The following is an 18,725-nucleotide window of genomic DNA, read 5'->3' as shown; positions in this document are numbered from 1 at the left end:
GTTGACAAGAGTGCCGTCATGAATGCAAAGAGTGCCGCGACCAGCCGCTGGTATCAGGCGCTCGCCGAGGCCCAGGCAGCGCTGACGGCGCATGCACTGGCCACCGTGGTGACGGTGGCGGGCTCTGCCCCGCGTGGTGCCGGCAGCAAGATGCTGATCACTCCCGATACGCTGCACGACAGCCTCGGCGGCGGCCGGCTGGAACAACTGGTGGTCGAGCGCGCCCGCGAGGGGCTGGCTCAAGGACAGTCAGGTTGCCTGCTCGAGGAAATCGCGCTCGGCCAGCATGCCCAGCAATGCTGCGGAGGACATGTGCAGGTGCTGATCGAGCTGTACCCGGCGCTTGCGCCGCGGTTGGCCCTGTTCGGTGCCGGTCATGTCGGGCAGGCGATCGTCACGCTGCTGGCCCCGCTGGGCTGGCAGATCGACTGGCGGGACTCACGCGCCGAGCAGCTCACGGCCGCCACGACTCCCGCGGGTTGCGAGGGACGTGTAGAACGTCAGGCGTTCAATATCCTGACTGACCTGCCGCGTGCGAAAGCCGCGCCCGCCAGTGAGTCACTGCCCGTGATGGCGGGCAGCCATGTGCTGGTATTGACCCATGACCATGTCGAGGACCAGGCACTGATCGCCGTACTCGCAGCGCGAGATGACCTGGCCTCGCTGGGGCTGATCGGTTCCAGCAGCAAGTGGGCGCGCTTTCGCCAGCGCCTGAGCGGCGATCTCGCGGAGCACGAGATTGCCCGCGTTCGCTGCCCGATCGGCGTGCCCGGCATTCCCGGCAAACGCCCTGAGGAAATCGCGATTGGCGTCGTCGCCGAGCTGCTGCAGATCGAGGCGCTGCAGATCGAAGCACGGCGCAGTGACGGAGCGGCCGTGAACTCACCCGACAAGGCCACCGGTCATGGCGCGTCTCCTCAAGGCACGTCAGCCCGGGGCACGTCAGCCCGAGGCGCATCACTGGACAGCCATGGACTGACACGCAAGGGAGCCCGCCAGCTGCGCGCCCATTTTGCCCCTGACGCGATGCACCAGACAGAAACGACACAGAAGGCCGAATGATGACTGACCAAGACACGTCGCACACTGCGGCCTGCCACCTGGATGAGCAGCGCCTGACGGCTGCCCTGCGCGCGGCCGCCGGGGACGCTTCCTGCGTCAGCCTGCTGCGTGGAGCACTGCTGCATTTCGTCGCCGACCCTGAAGACGCCATGCTGAGTGAGACGGCCTCGAGCGATGGCAACGATAAGAGAGACACACGAGCCTCTGACATGGCGGCGGCCCTGGCACACGCCGTGGAACACTACCCCGATGCGCTGCTGGTGATGCATGCAGGCCATGTGGTCGCCGTGGGAGATCATCACTCGCTTGCCCGGCATGAGGCTGTGGGCGAGCTGATGCGTCTGTGTCCGCCGCGCAAGGTTGAAGGCCTGATGATGCCGGGCTTCATCGATACCCATGTGCACTTCCCGCAGCTGGATATCATCGCAAGCTACGGCCACTGCCTGATCGACTGGCTGAACACCTACACCTTCCCCGCCGAGCAGCGCTTCGCCGATCCCGCACATGCCGCCGAGGTCGCCGATGCTTTCCTCGATGCGCTGCTGTGTCATGGCTCGACCAGCGCCCAGGTGTTCGCCACCTCACATGCCAGCAGTGCCGATGCCCTGTTCCGGGCTGCCCAGGCGCGCGATATGCGCGTACACGCCGGGCGCGTGATGATGGACCGCAACGCCCCGCCCGAGCTGCTGGACTCCGGGGTCGCCGCACTCAAGGACGATGAACGGCTGATCGCGGACTGGCACGGACGTGACCGCCTCGGCTATGTGCTGACGCCACGCTTCGCGCCGACCTCCACGCCCGAGCAACTCGAGGCTGCCGGGCAACTGCTCAAGAGCCAGCCAGACCTGCACCTGCAGACCCATCTGGCCGAGAACCTCGATGAAGTGAAGTGGGTCGCCGAGCTGTTCCCCGACGCTCGCGACTATCTGGCGGTCTATGAGGATGTCGGCCTGAGTCATGAGCGCACCACCTTCGCCCATGGCATCCACCTGGACGATGGCATGCGCCAACGCATCGCGGATCAGGGCGCCAGCATCGCCTTCTGCCCGACCTCCAATCTGTTTCTCGGCAGCGGACTCTTCGATCGCGCCAGTGCCCGTGCCATGGGCATGAACATCAGCATCGCCACCGATGTCGGCGGTGGCTCCAGCCTGTGTCAACTGGAGAGCCTCAAGGCCGCCTATCAGGTCGGCCAGCTTCACGGCGCGGTCGCCCATGATGTGGCAGGGCTTGAGTCACGCGCCAATCAACCGCTGACACCCTGGCAGGGCTTCTATCAACTGACGCTGGGCAATGCGCGCGCCATGCGCCTGCAAGACAAGATCGGCAACCTGCGTCCGGGCATGGAAGCCGATGTCATCGTGCTCGACCCCGCCGCCACGCCCTTGCTGGCACGGCGCACTCGCTGGGGTCAGTCCAGCCAGGTATCACTGCAGGAGGTGCTGTTCGCATTGATGATGCTGGGCGACGACCGCGTGATACGCGAAGTCCATGTGGCGGGCCAGTGCCGCAAGCTGCACGGCCTGATGCTGAGTGCTTCTTCTGATACGCCATCCAGAGAGCGTGCCGCAGCATTAATGCCATGACAGCATCACAGCGATGACAAGTAATTGACATATGGCGCCAATTCTCAGGATTGGTGCCATTTTTTCATCTTAAAGATGCGCGCAACACGGATACTCAACGCTGAATCCACTCGCTATGATGGCGACATCTTCTCCCACAAGGCTTCTTACAAGGTCATAGGCGCTCAGCGACTGGCCTGCCACTACGAGGACCGTCATCATGACTCCCACCGCCATCATGCAACGTCGTTATTCCACCAAGGCCTTCGATCCGGCACGCAAGATCAGCGCCGCCGACTGGCAGGAACTGGAAAACGTTATGCGCCTGAGCGCTTCCAGCGTCAATTCCCAGCCGTGGCACTTCCTGGTACTGGAATCTGACGATGCCAAGCAGCGCTTCGCGCGCGCCGGTACCGATGACAAGTACGCCTTCAACTCGCCGAAGATCACCAATGCGTCTCACGTCGTGCTGTTCTGCACTCGCTCCACCCTGGACGACGACTACCTGAACCACCTGCTGGACACCGAAGCCGCTGATGGCCGCTTCAAGAAGGATGACGAGTTCAGCGCGATGATGGACGGCGCGCGTCGTCTGTTCATCGACCTGCACCGTCATGACCTCAAGGACCTGCAGCACTGGATGGACAAGCAGGTTTACCTCAATTACGGCAGCCTGCTGTATGCAGCCTCCAGCCTGAACATCGATGCGGTGCCGCTGGAAGGCATCGACCCGGTGGCGCTGGATGCGGAATTCGGCCTGCGCGAAAAAGGCTTCAACGCCCTGGTCGCCGTGAGCCTGGGTTACCGCGCCGCTGACGACTTCAATGCCGAGCTGCCCAAGTCCCGCCTGCCGGCAGACGAGATCTTCACTCGCCTGTAAGGCTCGCTCTCAAGGCCGGGCCCTCAAGCCGGGCTCTCAGCAGCTGGCGCTCAAGAGCGGATTCTGACGATCCGTTCAGAGCAGCTGTCCGCAAGGCATCGACGAGTCCGCCTTGCGGGTAGACGGCGGGCACGGGGGCAAGATGCCACCCGTGCCCGCCGCATTGCATCCCGATGACGGACATGCCACCTTCTCGAGGCAGGCCAGCGCAGTACATTCTCGGCGGCGATGGCCGGCTTGCGTGCCTGATTCGTTTCGCCCATCTGTTACGTCCACTTCTTACGCCCACGACAGGATTCATGCCATGTCCATCAAGCTTATCGCGACACTGACCTTCCCCGCCGACCAGCAGGACAAGGCACGTGATGCTCTCGCCGAACTGGTCGAGAAGAGCCAGTCCGACAAGGGCTGCCTGCAGTACGAATTCTTCGCGATCGACAAGAACGTCGCGGAAGGTGAACCGGTACCGGAAGGCGACTTCGTGGTACTGGAAGAATGGTGGGATGAAGACGCCATCGAAGCCCACGTGGCCACCGAGCACTTCCAGGGCTTCTTGAGCACCTTCGGCGAAGGCGAGATCGACCTCAACATCCAGCGTTTGCTGACGCCCTGAGCCGCTGAGCGTACTTTCGCTCAGACAAGACGCCGCGAGAGCGCAGACAGATCCCCGCCGGGCATCACGCCCGGCGGGGATCTTGCGTTTGTGGCGCACGGGCTTGGCCTGCATCTCGGCCGCGAGGCCTGCAACAAGTGATGGAAAAATCGACGCGAGCACTGAACTTGGTTTACATCTTGCTTATAATTGGCTGCCCGCGCTGAATCCTCCAGTGCCCGACACCATTTCCGCCATTGCATCGCGAGCAGAACAAGGAGCGTCACATGAGCCAATCCTCTTCCGATTCCAAGGGGATCGACGAACCACTGCTCGGCCTCGAAAGCTGCCCTTCGGTCCCCATCTCGGCCCTCGCCGGCGCCCAGCATCTGCTGGCCAGTCTGGCCGGTATCATTGCACCGACATTGATCATCACCAGTGCGCTGGGCCTCGATGCCTATACCGCCAGCCTGCTGTCGATGGCGCTGGTGGTCTCCGGTGTCGCCACCTGGATCCAGTCCCAGCGCCTGGGACCATTCGGCTCGGGGCTGTTGAGCATCCAGGGCACCAGTTTCAGCTTCGTGTCCGCGCTGATCACTGCGGGGTTGATCGCACGCTCGCAGAATGCCAGTGACGAGCAGGTGCTGGCGGTGCTGTTCGGCACCTGCCTGGCCGGTAGCCTGATCGAGATGGCGCTGGGTACGGTGCTGCCGTGGCTCAAGCGGGTCATCACGCCCGTGGTCACCGGCGTGGTGGTGATGCTGATCGGCCTGAGCCTGATCCAGGTGGGCATGACGGACATCGGCGGCGGCTTCGGCGCCGAAGACTTCGGTGCGCCGGCCAATCTGGCACTGGCTGGCTGTGTGCTGATCACGGTGCTGGCCTGTCAGGTCTCGCGTCATCCGTGGCTGAGAATCGCCTCCATCTTCATCGGCATGGCCGTCGGCTGCATCATCGCCGCCATCGGTGGCCTCTATGATGCACCGCAGCTGGCCGATGCCGCCCTGCTGGCTCTGCCGTATCCGGCGACCCTGAATACCGGCTTCGACTTCTCGCTGGCCGCCTTCCTGCCGGTGGCCTTCATCTTCATGATCACTGCCATCGAGACGGTCGGTGACCTCACCGGCAGCGCACGCGCCTCGGGGCTCGCCGTGGATGATGAGCTGCACCAGAAGCGTCTGCGCGGCGGCGTACTGGGCGATGGCCTGAATTCCGCGCTCGGCGCGCTGGCCGGCACCTTCCCCAACACCACCTTCAGCCAGAACACCGGCGTGATCCAGCTGACCGGCATCGCCAGCCGCCATGTGGGCCGCTACGTGGCCGGCTTCCTGCTGCTGCTGGGCCTGTCGCCCTTCATCGCCACCCTGCTGACCCAGATGCCGCGTCCGGTGCTCGGTGCTACCACCACGCTGATGTTTGCGCTGATCGCGGTGTCTGGCATCCGCATCCTGATGGCGCAGCCCATCGGGCGTCGCGAGATGATGATCATCGCGCTGGCCCTGGGGCTGGGGCTTGGCGTCGGCATGGTGCCGGATGTGCTGAATGCCATTCCGGGCGCCTTCGCCGATGCGCTGCGCTCGCCGATCACCATGGGCGGCCTGACCGCCATCATCGCCGAGCTGCTGCTGCCGAAGATGGAAGACGCCGAGGTGTTCAATCCCAGAGCGAGTGAGCGTGAGTCCACCGACAGCATCAGCGCAGATCAGGAACACGCCTGACTCGCAGGCGCAGCAACGAGACATGAAAGAACCGGCGCACCATTGGCCGGTTTTTTCATGTCGGTCGCCTCTTGAGGCCAGCCGCGCTTCTTCAGGTCAGGTGCACTTCTTCACGCCATTCATTGACGCACGCAAACGGCGTACAGCTCGCACTTCCTGAGCAGATCATCCAATTTCCACAATGGCAAGACAGACTCGTACAGCGGTGTGCCTTGCCATCGGTTACCCTTCACCCACGACACCTGAGCGCTTTCACATCAACAGTCATGCAATCGGCACTCTGACAATCAGCACTTTGAGGCTGGAAGGCACCATTGCGCCTCGGAGCCAGACACAAGGGACGTATCGCTCATGCTGAACACTCGACTTACCTCATCCCGCGCGCCGGGCTTGCGCGCATCCTCCCGCTCGCACATGGCGCTGAAGGCCCTGCTGGGAGCGGCACTGCTGAGCACGCTCAGCGCCTGTGCCACCCACCAAAGCCACGAATGGCAGGCCGACACCACTTACCACCTGACGGTACTTCATACCAATGACCATCACGGCCGTTTCTGGCGCAGCAGCGATGGCGAATACGGCATGTCGGCGCGCAAGACACTGGTCGACCGCATCCGTGCCGAGGTGGAATCCGAGGGCGGCAGCGTGCTGCTGCTGTCTGGGGGAGACATCAATACCGGCGTGCCCGAGTCAGACCTCCAGCAGGCCGAGCCCGACTTCAAGGGCATGAACCGCATCGGCTACGACGCCATGGCGGTGGGCAACCATGAATTCGACAACCCGCTGGACGTCCTGCTCAAGCAGCGTGACTGGGCCGATTTCCCGATGCTGGCGGCCAACATCTACGACAAGACCACCGGCAAGCGTCTGTTCGCGCCCTGGAAGATCTTCGATGAACAGGGTGTCCGTATCGCGGTGATCGGCCTGACCACCGAAGACACCGTGCGTATCGGCAACCCGGAATACTTCAGCAATCTCGACTTCCGCGATCCCAAGGAAGAGGCGCGCAAGGCCATCGAGGAACTCAATGCGCACGAGCAGCCGGACCTGATCTTCGCCGTCACCCACATGGGGCACTATCAGAACGCCGAGCATGGCATCAATGCGCCGGGCGACGTTTCGCTTGCGCGCTACCTGCCCACCGGTGCGCTGGACATGATCGTCGGTGGTCACTCCCAGGAGCCGGTCTGCATGGAAGGCGTCAACCGGATGGCGGATTTTGCGCCCGGCGATGATTGCCAGCCGGACCGCCAGAACGGCACCTACATCGTGCAGGCGCATGAATGGGGCAAGTACGTGGGACGCGCCGATTACGCGTTCCGCAATGGCGAGCTGACCATGCTCAACTATCAGCTGATTCCGGTGAACCTCAAGAAGAGCGTCGAAGTGAACGGCGAGCGTCACAAGGTGCTGGTCAAGGAAGAAATCGCCGAGGACAGCGAGCTGCTGGAATTCCTGCGCCCCTATCAGGAGAAGGGTCAGGCGCAGCTCAACGTCAGCCTCGCGCAGAGCAACGGCAAGCTGGAGGGTGATCGTGATGTGGTGCGCTTTGCCCAGACCAACCTGGGCCGCCTGATCGCGACCGCTGCCATGCAGGCCGGCAAGGCGGACTTCGGCGTGATGAACTCTGGCGGCGTACGCGCCTCATTGCCTGAAGGCGAGATCACCTACAAGGATGTGCTGACCGTTCTGCCCTTCGGCAATACCGTGGGCGTGGTGACCATGACGGGCAGCGAGGTGCTCGACTACCTCAATGCCGTGGCGACCCAGCCGGTGGATTCCGGCGCCTATGCCCAGTTCGCCGGTATCAGCATGCAGGTCGACCGGGCCGCGGGCAGCGTGTCCGACGTGATGATCCAGGGCCAGCCACTGGACAGAAGCGCGCAATATCGCTTTACCGTCCCGAGCTTCAATGCCGCCGGTGGCGATGGCTATCCGAAGATCACCGACCTGCCGGGCTACCTGGATACCGGCTTCGTCGATGCCGATGTGCTCAAGGCCTATCTGGCCCAGCAGAGCCCGATCGATGTCTCGGCGTACGCTCCGAAGGGCGAGATCGTCTATCAGTGACGCTCAAGGCGTTCGCGATACGACGTAATCGCAAGAGATAGATGACAACGGGACGCCAAGGCGTCCCGTTGTCGTTTCCAGAGCCGCGATATCCTCACCAGAGGCTGAAGTCGGACTATACAAGTGCGGATCGCACAGGTTTGATAAGCCATGCGCTTCACCACAACAAAGACCGTAGAGACCCTGGCCCATGAACCTCAACCGCACCGACAGCGAACTGCTCAACCTGTTGATCAAGGACGGTCGCATGTCCTATGCCGATATCGCCCGCAAGCTGGGCATCTCGCGTGCCCACGCCCGTACGCGAGTCCAGGCATTGGTCGAGAGCGGCGTGATCGAGCAGTTCACCGCCGTCATCAACCCGGACAAGCTCGGCAAGGGTATCTCCACCTTCGTGGACCTGACCGTCGCGCCCAGCGCCATCGAGCGTATCGCCGAGGAGCTTTCCGCCTGTGTCGAGGTGGTCAGCCTCTACATCATGAGCGACCTGAAAAGCCTGCACATCCACACCCTCACCGACAGCTACGAAGCCTTCGACAGCTTCGTACGCGAGCATATCTTCAATCGTGACGAGATCCTCTCCGTCGACTGCAAGTCGCTGATGACTCGCGTGAAGCACCGGCGTGGCGGTGCGCGGCTATGACATCTCTGCCTCTGACGCCGCAGCCCCAGCCGACGCCGGAAGTGTCAACTCACTCGACACCTCAACTATCCCTGCAAGCGTCACTGCAACCTTCCCAGCCCGCGCAGCAGCCGTAGTGCAACCCACAGAAAGCCCAGCGGGAACAGTACCGTCTGGGTGATGAACAGCATGGTGAGGTCGATCACCTTGTCGGTCATGGCATCAAAGCCCTCGGTGACACTGGTGATCGGCCCGCCGACCCAGCCTTCCATGCTGCCCTTGAACTGCTGCCACCAGCTGCGCTCCTCGTGATCGCCGCCTACCTGCTTGTCCGCGACTTCCGCCAGCTGCTGCTGCGTCACGCTCAGCTGTGCCATCTGGGTATCGCGACTGTCATCGAGAAAGGCCTGGCCTGCCGCACCGCTGGCCAGCGCGACACTCAGCACCGCAAAACGCAGCGCAATTCCCCACAGGGCCACGCGCAGGATAGCCACCTGCCACCAGCGCTGGCGGGGATGCATCCCCTCGCCCGATTGGCGACTGCCGGTAAGTAGCCCCAGCGCCGCCAGCAGGCAGGCCCCACTGGCAAATGCCTTGATGATCAGCGAGCCGGAGATACCCAGCAGCAATTTCTGCAGCGCCAGCGAGCCGGTCGCCGCGAACATCACCCACGAGAAACGCTCGATCATGTCATTGGCGGGGTCCAGTGCTTCCCCGGGCGAGACCTGAAACACCTGCAGGTCGATGGTCGAGGACTGCAGCACCGAGATGGTCGCGTTGAGGCCCTTGGCGATGGCGAAGGCACTGAAGGCCTGCCCAAGGGTAGCGTCGAGAAAATCCAGCGCCCACTGCTGGGGCACTTCCCACCAGGCAAGCAGCGCCATCACTACCAGGATGGCGATCAGAAGGATGCGTGGCACCTGTGCCTCTCCTGGTGCCCCGGGCGTGACAGGCAGGCGAGGTCCGGCAGTCTTCGCTACGGAAGTGGATGCGGCGGCAGGCGAAGACTCCGAACGGGCGGCGGGCTCTTCAGGCTCATGAGGTGACATCTAACGCTCCTTCAGAACAAAGCCGCATGATGCCACCAGCCAGCCAGACTGTCGTCCGTGACTCCTCGTCTGAAGACTTGCGGTGGGCGAATCAACATTGAATGACTGTCTCTGATTGACCGGCTCTGGCTGACCGACTCTGACGTACCGACGCGGAGCGCCCCATCCAGATGCACCATGATCGATCGCACGCACCATCAGGCCGCAAGAATGACAATCGATCATCACCACCCCACATTCGTGAGCCAGATGTCACCCTCCATGACGCTATCGATGAACAAATGCCGCGATTGGCGTCATCTTGTGACATTTGTCAGGCACTGAACTCCGCACATCAGCGACTCCACGGTCTTACATGTGCAACTCCAGAAGCGCATGCGCGCATTCTCGACAGAAAACAGCGACCTCCCTCTGAACACATCTAATTGAAATAATTGAGAAATTACCTCATTCGGCGAAATGGCACACCGCTTGCAATGTCATCCACGTAGCGCGATGACAAATGACAGCCTCAAAACTGACAAATGAAAGACATCGCTACTCAAGAGCATGCAGAAACACCGACACAACAAGATCGCTGACCTCGATGTCAGCACGCCGTACAGGCTCCCCTTGCCGCATCCGCACATCCACCGCCGCAGGGGCACTACTGGTCATCCGTCCGCAGGAGAACCTCCCATGACATTCGATCGTCGCAAGTTCCTGGGTGCCGCACTGGCAACCTCAACCGCTGGACTCGTGATGGGTGCGCCCGCCATCGTGCGCGCGGAATCCAGCAAGACCTATCAATGGAAGATGACCAATGCCTACGGTCCTGGCTCGCCCTTCTATGTCGAGGGCCCGGGCAGCCCGACCGACTTCTGCCGCAAGGTGGAAGCCATGTCGGGCGGGCGCATGAAGATCCAGCACTTTGCGGCCGGTGAGCTGATTCCGGCACTGGAAGGCTTCAATGCCGTCGCCAGTGGCGTGGTGGAGATGAATGCCGGCAATGCCTATTTCTGGGCCGGCAAGATTCCCGCCGCCCAGTACTTCACTACCGTGCCGTTCGGTATGAACACCCAGGGCATGAATGCCTGGCTGTATCACGGTGGCGGCCTGGAGCTGTGGCATGAGCTGTACGCCCCCAAGGGTCTGATCGCCTTCCCGATGGGCAATACCGGCGTGCAGATGACCGGCTGGTTCCGCAAGCCGATCAACACGGTGGAGGACTTGAAAGGCCTGAAGATGCGTATCCCGGGGCTTGCCGGCAAGGTCTATGCCGAGCTGGGCGTCGCCGTGCGCCTGTTGCCGGGCGGGGAGATATTCCCGGCGCTGGAACGCGGTGTCATCGATGCCGCCGAATTCGTCGGCCCCTATCAGGATCGTCGTCTGGGGCTGCAGAAAGCTGCCAAGTACTACTACACCACCGGCTGGCATGAGCCGACCAACGTCACCGAACTGATGATCAACAAGGCCGCCTGGGAGGGCCTGCCGGAAGACCTGCAGGCCATCGTCAAGGCCGCTGCTCAGGCGTGCAATGTCGAGAGCCAGGCCTGGTGTGAGTCGGTGAATGCCGAAGCACTCAATGATCTGGTGGAAAACGAGGGCGTCACCGCTCAACCATTGCCCGATTCCGTGGTGGCACGTCTCAAGGAAGTCACCGAGAAGACGCTGACCGACATGGCGGCCGCCGATCCGGACACCGCACGTGTGCACGAGTCGTTCATGGCCTTCCGTGATCAACACAAGGAATGGGCTGCCGTCAGCGAGAAGACCTTCCTGGCACTCTGACGGCTGACATCGAACCTCCCTCCCCGTCGCGGCTCCTGCGGCTCACGCCCCAGTGCCTGAGCGGGTCATCACTGGTGTCATCCCTGCTTCCCTGTCCAACGCCACGACCTGTCCCGTCGTGGCGTTCATGAGGTCATGCCATGCTGTACGTCATCCATTTTCTCGAGGGCATCATCGAGCGATTGGGCATCATCGCCCGTTACTCGCTGCTGGCGCTCGTATTGCTGGTCGCCGGTAACGTGCTGTTGCGTTACTTCTTCAGCATCAGCCCCGTGCCACTTCAGGAATTCGAGTGGCACCTGATTTCTCCCATCGCGCTGCTGGGCATCTCCTACGCCCTCAAGCATCGCGCCGACGTTCGCGTCGATGTCTTCTACGACCGTTTCTCCCTCAAGGGCCGCGCATTGGTGGATCTGATCGGTGCGCTGATGACCATTGCCATCGGCACGGCGATCGCCTGGCTGGGCCTGAGCTATACCGAGCAGTCGTATCAATTGATGGAAGGTTCTCCCGACCCCGGCGGTCTGCCCTATCGCTACCTGCTCAAGGCCTTCATTCCCATCGGCTTCGCTGCGCTTGCACTGCAGGGCGTGGCAGACTGCCTGCGCGCGCTACTGGTACTTTCCGGCAAGCCCGTTGGCGGTGAGATGGAACGCGAGGTGACGCCATGAGCCCGAACGAGTGGATCGCGCTGAGCATGATCGGCGGCTTCCTGATCCTGATGCTGATCGGGATTCCGGTCGCGATTTCCCTGGCCGTAGCCGGTTTCGTGGCAGGGCTGGCAGGCTTCGGCCCACTGCTGTTCAGCCTGATGCCGGCACGTCTCTATGGCGTGGTCACTAACTACACCTTGCTGGCGATACCGCTGTTCGTGTTCATGGGGGTCATGCTCGAGAAATCCCGGGTCGCCGAGGACATGCTCGAGACCATCGGGCGTGCCATGGGTGGCGTGAACGGCGGCATGGGCATCGCGATCATCCTGGTCGGCGTGCTGATGGGCGCCTCCACCGGGATCGTCGGCGCGACAGTGGTCACCGTCGGCATGCTGACGCTGCCGACCCTGCTGCGGCGCGGCTATCACCCGGGCGTGGCTTCGGCCACCATCTGCGCCTCCGGCACCCTGGGGCAGATCATCCCGCCGAGCCTGGTATTGATACTGCTATCGGAAATCCTCGGCGAATCCGTCGGCACCCTGTTTGCCGCCGCCTTCGTCCCGGGGCTGGCCATCGCCGTCATCTATATCGTCTATCTGTTGGTGCTGGGCTGGTGGAAGCCCGAACTCGTTCCGGCCATTCCCGCAGAAGAACGCGCCGCCGCCGGTGGCATGAAGGAACTGCTTAGGGATCTGGCGCGCAGCGTGATTCCACCGCTGCTGCTGGTGTTCGCGGTACTCGGCTCGATTCTGGGTGGCGTGGCTGCCCCCACCGAAGCGGCGTCCATGGGTGCACTGGGTAGCATGCTGATCGCGCTGTTGGCGCGGCGGCTGGACTTCACCATGCTCAAGGCCTGTCTGCACTCGACCCTGACCATCACCGCCATGGTCTATTTCATCCTGCTGTGCGCGCAGCCCTTCTCGCTGGCCTTCCGCGGCCTGGGTGGCGAAAACATGGTGCATGATCTGTTCAACCTGCTGCCGGGCGGCGAACTGGGCGCACTGATTTTCCTGATGGTGATACTCTTCGTGCTCGGCTTTTTCCTGGAGTGGATCGAGATCAGCTACATCGCGCTGCCAATGTTCCTGCCGGTCTTCATCGGCTATGGCACCGACATGGTATGGCTGGGCGTGCTGGTGGCGATGAATCTGCAGATGTCCTTCCTGACGCCACCCTTCGGCTGGGCACTGTTCTTCCTCAAGGGCGTCGCTCCACCGGAAGTCACCACGCGCCATCTGTATCTCGGTGTGCTGCCCTTCGTGGGACTGCAGGCCATGGCCGTCGTACTGCTGTTCTGCTTCCCGGACCTCGCCACCTGGCTGCCGGAGGCGATCGGCTGGTAAGCCGGCCAGCCATGTACCGGCGCGTCTCGAGACACTTGACTGACGCTTCAGCGCAAAGGCCATTGGAAAGGTAATTCAGCAACGCGTAATGTCTTGTGGCCCGCCCTGCGGCTCGCCTCCCCTCAGACAGCACATCCGCCAGCGCCTCAGGCAGTGCTTCAGGGGGCATGCAACGTCTGCCGATGGCTTTCGTCGGCAATTTTCATCAGCAATGAATGACCCCGCGCCATACGGGTACTACAAGGAAACACCATGGAACTGTTCTCAGCCTATCCACTGCACTGGATCATCGGCCTGATCGCCGCGCTCATCGTCACCGGCATGATTGCCGGCGTGATGGCAGGCTTGCTGGGGGTCGGCGGCGGCATCGTCATCGTGCCCGTGCTCTTCCATCTCTTCAGCCTGCTGGGTGTCGATGAAGCGGTGCGCATGCACCAGGCGGTCGGTACCTCGCTTGCGACCATCATTCCCACCTCGATCATGTCGGCCAGGGCCCACTACGCCAAGGGCAATCTGGACCCGGCGATTCTCAAGCGCCTGCTGCCGGGTGTCATCATCGGCGTCATCATCGGCGGCCTGCTGTCCAACCTGTTCAGCGGCGCGGTCCTGATGGGGCTGTTTGCCACCGTGGCCTTCCTCGTGGCGCTCAACATGTTCCGCCGTCAGTCCACCGTGCTGGGCAGTGGCCTGCCGGGCCCGCTGGGCAGTGGCGCGCTGGGCACCTTCATCGGTGGCGTCTCGACCCTGATGGGCATCGGCGGCGGCACCTTGAGCGTGCCGACCCTGAGCACCCTGGGCACCCCGATGCACCTGGCCGTCGGCACGGGCGCGGCGCTGGGTCTGGTGATCAGCCTGCCGGGCACCGCAAGCTTCCTGCTCAATGGCATCGGTGAACCCAACCTGCTGCCGGGCTCCATCGGCTACGTCAATCTGCTCGGTTTCGCCGCGATCGTGCCGGCCACCATGCTGTGTGCGCCGATCGGTGCGAAGCTGGCCCACGCGATGGATGCCGCCAAGCTCAAGAAGGTCTTCGCCATCTTCCTGATGTTCACGGCGTTGCGCATGTTCTACGACCTGTTCACCGGCAGCTGATCTGCGCCCTCAGCGCAATGACAACGGCGCAATAACAACGGCGCAATAACAACAACGACATTCACAGGAGCAAGACGCCATGATGCATACCCGACGAGGATTCGGCGGGGCCTGCGCTGCCCCCCATCATCTGGCAGCAGAGGCCGGCCGTGACACTCTGCGTGACGGCGGCAATGCCATCGAGGCGATGGTCGCGATGGCCGCGACCATCGCGGTGGTCTATCCGCACATGAACGGTATCGGAGGGGATGGCTTCTGGCTGATCAAGCGCCCCGGTCTCGCTCCCATCGCCATCGATGCCTGTGGCCCGGCTGCCGCTCTCGCCAACCGGGAGTTCTATGCCGCCCAGGGCTACGGTGTCGCTGATGATGAGACAGGCGCTCCCCTGATGAATGGCGACAGCATTCCCTCCCGGGGACCGCTGTCCGCCTTGACGGTGGCCGGCACCATCGGCGGCTGGCAGGAAGCGCTGGCCTTCTCTGCCGAGACCTCGGCGGATGAGCGCTCGCCCCTGCCGCTTTCGACACTGTTGGGCCATGCCATCCGGCATGCCAATGATGGCGTGGCCGTCAGCGCCAGCCAGAAGGCACTCAGCGAGAAACACCTGGCCGTGCTCTCGCAACAGCCCGGCTTCGCTGAGCGCTATCTGGGACAGAGCGAGTCGGGAGAGCCGATCGCGCTGGAAGAAGGCGCGCGGCTGCGTCAGCCGACGCTGGCCGCAACGCTCTCGCGTCTGGCAGATGCCGGACTCGAAGACTTCTATCGTGGCGAGCTTGCGGCCCGCATGGCACAGGAGCTGGAAGCCGCCGGCAGCCCGCTTCGCCTGGCAGACCTCAACGGCTATCGCGCCCAGCGTGTCACGCCGCTCAAGGTGCGCCTGCGCGATAGTGAGGTATACAACCTGCCCGCCCCGACCCAGGGTCTGGCCACGTTGATGATTCTGGGGCTCTACGATGACTTGAGCGCGAGGCACGGCATCAGTGAGGCGGACGGCAACACACCGCGTCACCTGCATGCGCTGATCGAAGCCACCAAGCGCGCCTTCCTGGTACGTGACAGCTTGATCACCTCGCCGGAATGCCTCGAAGGTGGCCTGGCGGGCAGTATCGCCACTCAACAGAGGCATCTTGCCGCGGAGGCTCTGGCAGAACAGGCAGCCAGGGTCGACATGCAGGCCGCCCTTGGCTGGCCCTACGAACCCGCCGAGGGCGACACCATCTGGATGGGCACCACGGACAGTGACGGCACCACCGTCAGCTTCATCCAGAGTGTCTATTGGGAGTTCGGCAGTGGCCTGGTACTGCCCAGCAGTGGTGTGATGTGGCAGAACCGTGGGCTGGCATTCGATCTGGCGCCGGATAGACTGCGCAGCCTGGCGCCGGGCCGCAAGCCCTTCCACACTCTCAACCCCTCACTGGCCTGCTTCGATGATGGCCGCGTGATGGCCTTCGGCACCATGGGCGGCGAAGGCCAGCCGCAGACCCAGGCGGCTGTCTTCACGCGCATAGCCCGCCACGGCATGTCACTCCAGGACGCCATCAGCGCCCCACGCTGGTTGCTCGGCCGCACCTGGGGGGATGTCAGCACCAGCCTCAAGCTCGAATCACGCCTCGCGGGCGAGATGGCTCAGACACTCGCGGCCATGGGCCATGAGGTGGAAGTCCTCGATGAGGCCTTCAGCGATACCCTCGGGCACGCCGGCGCCGTGATGCGCCACCCGGATGGACAGGTCGAGGCCGCACACGACCCACGCAGCGATGGTGGCGCGGCGCTGACCTGATGAAAACCGGCCAGTGTCATATCAAGAACTGGCCGGCTTCTTGCTTATTTCGTGGGGGATGAAGCCTTCCGCCTGACTCCTACCGCGACCCCATGCTGAGCATCAATCGCCACACAGAATGACAAGGAGAACTGGCACCCTTAGTTTAGATATTCCTTATCCATAAACAATGAAAAGACTGCGACACGACCTTCATCTGCACTCATAACAACGACAGAGCGACTCACCACAATGACAACAGCTTCCTTCATGACTCCCCGCCGCCTTGTAGCTGCCATCTCGATCGCCGCCTGCTCTCTGGCCTATGGCATCCAGGCCAACGCCGCGGACCACCCGGGGGTGAAGATCTATGCCACCGGCGGCACCATTGCGGGTAGCTCAGCCTCTTCCACAGACACCACCAATTACAAATCCGGCAGCATCGGCGTGCAGGCGCTGCTGGATGCCGTGCCGGAGCTGGCTGATGTCGCCGAGGTGACCGGTGAACAGATCGCCAATACCGGCAGCAGCAACATCGATCAGGAAATCCTGCTCAAGCTGTCAAAGGCGATCAATGAAGAACTTGCGACGGACACCACCCACGGCGTGGTCATCACCCACGGCACCGACACGCTGGAGGAGACCGGCTTTTTCCTGGATCTCACCGTCAACAGTGACAAGCCGGTGGTAATGGTGGGCGCCATGCGTCCAGCGACAGCCATCAGCGCCGATGGCCCCTTCAATCTGCTGGAGGCGGTCACCCTGGCCGCCGATGAGGGCGCAGAGGGTCGTGGGGCGATGATCGTGCTGAATGACCGTATCGGCTCGGCGTATTACACCACCAAGACCAATGCCATCATGATGGACACCTTCAAGGCGACCGAGCAGGGCTATCTGGGTGCCTTCATCAGTGGCAAGCCGCACTTCTATTACACTCCGGCGACACCCACCGACAAACCTCACTTCGATGTGACATCCCTCGATGGACTGCCGAAGGTCGATATCATCTACGCCCACCAGGACATGGACCCGGCGCTGTTCACCGCCGCCCTCGACAATGGAGCCAAGGGCATCGTGATCGCCGGAAGCGGCAATGGTTCGATTCCGGACACCGTCAAGCCGCTGGTCAAGCAGGCGATGGCGGATGGCATCCCGGTCGTGCGCAGCACCCGTACCGGCAATGGCATCGTGACGGCCAAGGAAGAAGGCATCGGCAGCGGTGCACTCAACCCTCAGAAAGCGCGCATTCTGCTCTCGCTGGCGCTGACGGAAACCGATGACATGGACAAGGTACGTAGCTACTTCGAGTGAGCCGGCAGTCAGTGGCATGACGAGATGTGACTGACCCTCAATGCAAAAAGGGACTGCCCAGGCAGTCCCTTTTTGCTGCATCACCTATTTGTCGAGGCGTGAAACGCCAACACTTCTTCAAGGCGCATTGCGCTGCGAGGGGCTGCGGGTGAAGGCGCCGGGGCGCTTCTCACCCTCTTCGCTCTCGTGATAACGCCTGGCGGCATTCGCCCACCAGGCAAGTTGTTCGAAGGCGCGCTCGAGATAGCCAGCCCATTCCCGTGCATCGTGCCCCTCGGAGTAGCCGCCATCCTCGTTGAGCACTTCCTGCGCTCTGGGAACATGAATCATCGCCGAGACCGGCAGGCAGCCCAGCTCCGACAAGAAGGTGCGCATGTTGACCGCTGCGCGTACCCCACCCCACTGACCTGCGGAATAGGTCGCGATCACCGAGGGCTTATAGGAGTAAAGCGAGCTGCCGAAGTGATTCAGCAGATTGGCCAACGCCGGACTCATGGAATGGTTGTACTCGGGGCTGACCATGACGTAACCATCCGCCGCTTCGATTTGCTGGGCGAGATTGAGCAAGTCCTGGGGGGCATTGCGCTGCGCATAGGAAAACAGCGGCTTGAAGGGGTCTGCCAGATCGTAATCCAGTGGATCGATCAACACCGCCTCATGGCCACTTTCCTTGAGCTGTGCGACGCAGCACCTGGCGACCCTCTCCCCAAGACGTGCAGGTGCAGGGGGTGTGCTGGTTCGCACCGACCCCAGAAAGACGAGAATCTTCAGCGCCATTGTTCTCTCCTTGTGGCGAGCCCCATGAAATGAATTCCTGTGCTCGATATTCGCTCTTCCATTGCATCATATCCCGAACTCTGAATACCGATGCACTACGTTGCAGGACACTGCATCAATCTTCGTGATGCACCTGACACAGATCATGAATATGCATTCTCAGCCATACATTCCCAGCCATGCATTCCCTACCATGAATGTCCTGCCTGACTGCTTTGACTCTTTCCCCTTCCTTCATTGATTGCTGAGCCATCACCTTTGCAAAACTCGCAAGGGGCATGGCCTGCTGGCAATGAAGCACGTCACCCACAGTATCTGCAATTGGCGGCTGATGACTCCCTGCGAAGGTAGCGCAGGAGAGTATTTGATGTTGCGTCAGCAGCCCCACCATTTCTCATGCCAATGCCACTCTCATGCCTCGAGGAGCCAAAGGCCTCAAGGCCAACCACATGCCCGCCTGCAACA

15 protein-coding genes are annotated in these 18,725 nt (G+C 62.3%); 13 read left to right on the top strand and 2 right to left on the bottom strand.

The window, feature by feature from the left end:
- Positions 1-18 precede the first annotated feature (18 nt).
- The 7 genes from xdhC (at position 19) to F8A90_RS08325 (ending at position 8,527) form a co-directional block, all read left to right on the top strand.
- On the top strand, positions 19-1,062 hold the full coding sequence (gene xdhC / locus F8A90_RS08355) for a xanthine dehydrogenase accessory protein XdhC (protein WP_200019735.1): 1,044 nt from the start codon (positions 19-21) through the stop codon (positions 1,060-1,062).
- Positions 1,062-2,648 carry a guanine deaminase gene (gene guaD, locus F8A90_RS08350; protein WP_233593608.1) on the top strand — a complete coding sequence of 529 codons (1,587 nt, stop codon included), beginning with the start codon at positions 1,062-1,064 and terminating at the stop codon, positions 2,646-2,648. Before xdhC ends, guaD begins: the two co-directional genes overlap by 1 nt.
- 199 nt (positions 2,649-2,847) lie before the next feature.
- Positions 2,848-3,507: an oxygen-insensitive NAD(P)H nitroreductase gene (gene nfsB / locus F8A90_RS08345; RefSeq protein ID WP_200019734.1), complete on the top strand. Its 660-nt coding sequence runs from the start codon at positions 2,848-2,850 to the stop codon at positions 3,505-3,507.
- Positions 3,508-3,811: 304 nt separating this feature from the next.
- Entirely contained in the window at positions 3,812-4,120 is a 309-nt protein-coding gene (locus tag F8A90_RS08340; RefSeq protein WP_200019733.1) for a putative quinol monooxygenase, read from the top strand.
- Between the two features lie 266 nt (positions 4,121-4,386).
- Positions 4,387-5,817 (top strand): uracil-xanthine permease family protein, encoded by a 1,431-nt coding sequence (locus F8A90_RS08335; RefSeq protein WP_200019732.1) that lies wholly within the window; start codon positions 4,387-4,389, stop codon positions 5,815-5,817.
- Positions 5,818-6,168: 351 nt separating this feature from the next.
- Positions 6,169-7,884 carry a bifunctional UDP-sugar hydrolase/5'-nucleotidase UshA gene (ushA, locus tag F8A90_RS08330; protein WP_325096950.1) on the top strand — a complete coding sequence of 572 codons (1,716 nt, stop codon included), beginning with the start codon at positions 6,169-6,171 and terminating at the stop codon, positions 7,882-7,884.
- A gap of 190 nt (positions 7,885-8,074) precedes the next feature.
- On the top strand, positions 8,075-8,527 hold the full coding sequence (locus tag F8A90_RS08325) for an Lrp/AsnC family transcriptional regulator (protein WP_084208752.1): 453 nt from the start codon (positions 8,075-8,077) through the stop codon (positions 8,525-8,527).
- Positions 8,528-8,607: 80 nt separating this feature from the next.
- Here the strand turns inward: F8A90_RS08325 and F8A90_RS08320 are convergent, their stop codons facing one another.
- Complete coding sequence (locus tag F8A90_RS08320) at positions 8,608-9,426, bottom strand: hypothetical protein (protein ID WP_200019731.1); 819 nt, start codon at positions 9,424-9,426, stop codon at positions 8,608-8,610.
- Between the two features lie 807 nt (positions 9,427-10,233).
- Here F8A90_RS08320 and F8A90_RS08315 point away from each other — a divergent pair.
- The 6 genes from F8A90_RS08315 (at position 10,234) to F8A90_RS08290 (ending at position 17,483) form a co-directional block, all read left to right on the top strand.
- Positions 10,234-11,325 (top strand): TRAP transporter substrate-binding protein, encoded by a 1,092-nt coding sequence (locus F8A90_RS08315; protein WP_200019730.1) that lies wholly within the window; start codon positions 10,234-10,236, stop codon positions 11,323-11,325.
- Positions 11,326-11,465: 140 nt separating this feature from the next.
- On the top strand, positions 11,466-11,996 hold the full coding sequence (locus F8A90_RS08310; RefSeq protein ID WP_200019729.1) for a TRAP transporter small permease subunit: 531 nt from the start codon (positions 11,466-11,468) through the stop codon (positions 11,994-11,996).
- Positions 11,993-13,321, top strand: a complete 1,329-nt coding sequence (locus F8A90_RS08305) for a TRAP transporter large permease (protein WP_200019728.1) — start codon at positions 11,993-11,995, stop codon at positions 13,319-13,321. Before F8A90_RS08310 ends, F8A90_RS08305 begins: the two co-directional genes overlap by 4 nt.
- Positions 13,322-13,573: 252 nt before the next feature.
- Entirely contained in the window at positions 13,574-14,413 is an 840-nt protein-coding gene (locus F8A90_RS08300; RefSeq protein WP_200019727.1) for a sulfite exporter TauE/SafE family protein, read from the top strand.
- A gap of 79 nt (positions 14,414-14,492) precedes the next feature.
- Positions 14,493-16,193 (top strand): gamma-glutamyltransferase family protein, encoded by a 1,701-nt coding sequence (locus F8A90_RS08295; protein WP_200019726.1) that lies wholly within the window; start codon positions 14,493-14,495, stop codon positions 16,191-16,193.
- Positions 16,194-16,424: 231 nt separating this feature from the next.
- The gene (locus F8A90_RS08290) at positions 16,425-17,483 is read left to right on the top strand and encodes a type II asparaginase (RefSeq protein ID WP_200019725.1); all 1,059 of its coding nucleotides are present in this window, start codon (positions 16,425-16,427) and stop codon (positions 17,481-17,483) included.
- Between the two features lie 117 nt (positions 17,484-17,600).
- Here the strand turns inward: F8A90_RS08290 and F8A90_RS08285 are convergent, their stop codons facing one another.
- Positions 17,601-18,260 carry an NADPH-dependent FMN reductase gene (locus F8A90_RS08285; protein ID WP_233593607.1) on the bottom strand — a complete coding sequence of 220 codons (660 nt, stop codon included), beginning with the start codon at positions 18,258-18,260 and terminating at the stop codon, positions 17,601-17,603.
- Positions 18,261-18,725 lie beyond the last annotated feature (465 nt).

Source organism: Cobetia sp. cqz5-12 (assembly GCF_016495405.1).
GTDB lineage: Bacteria > Pseudomonadota > Gammaproteobacteria > Pseudomonadales > Halomonadaceae > Cobetia.
This window is presented reverse-complemented; position numbering and strand designations above follow the sequence as displayed.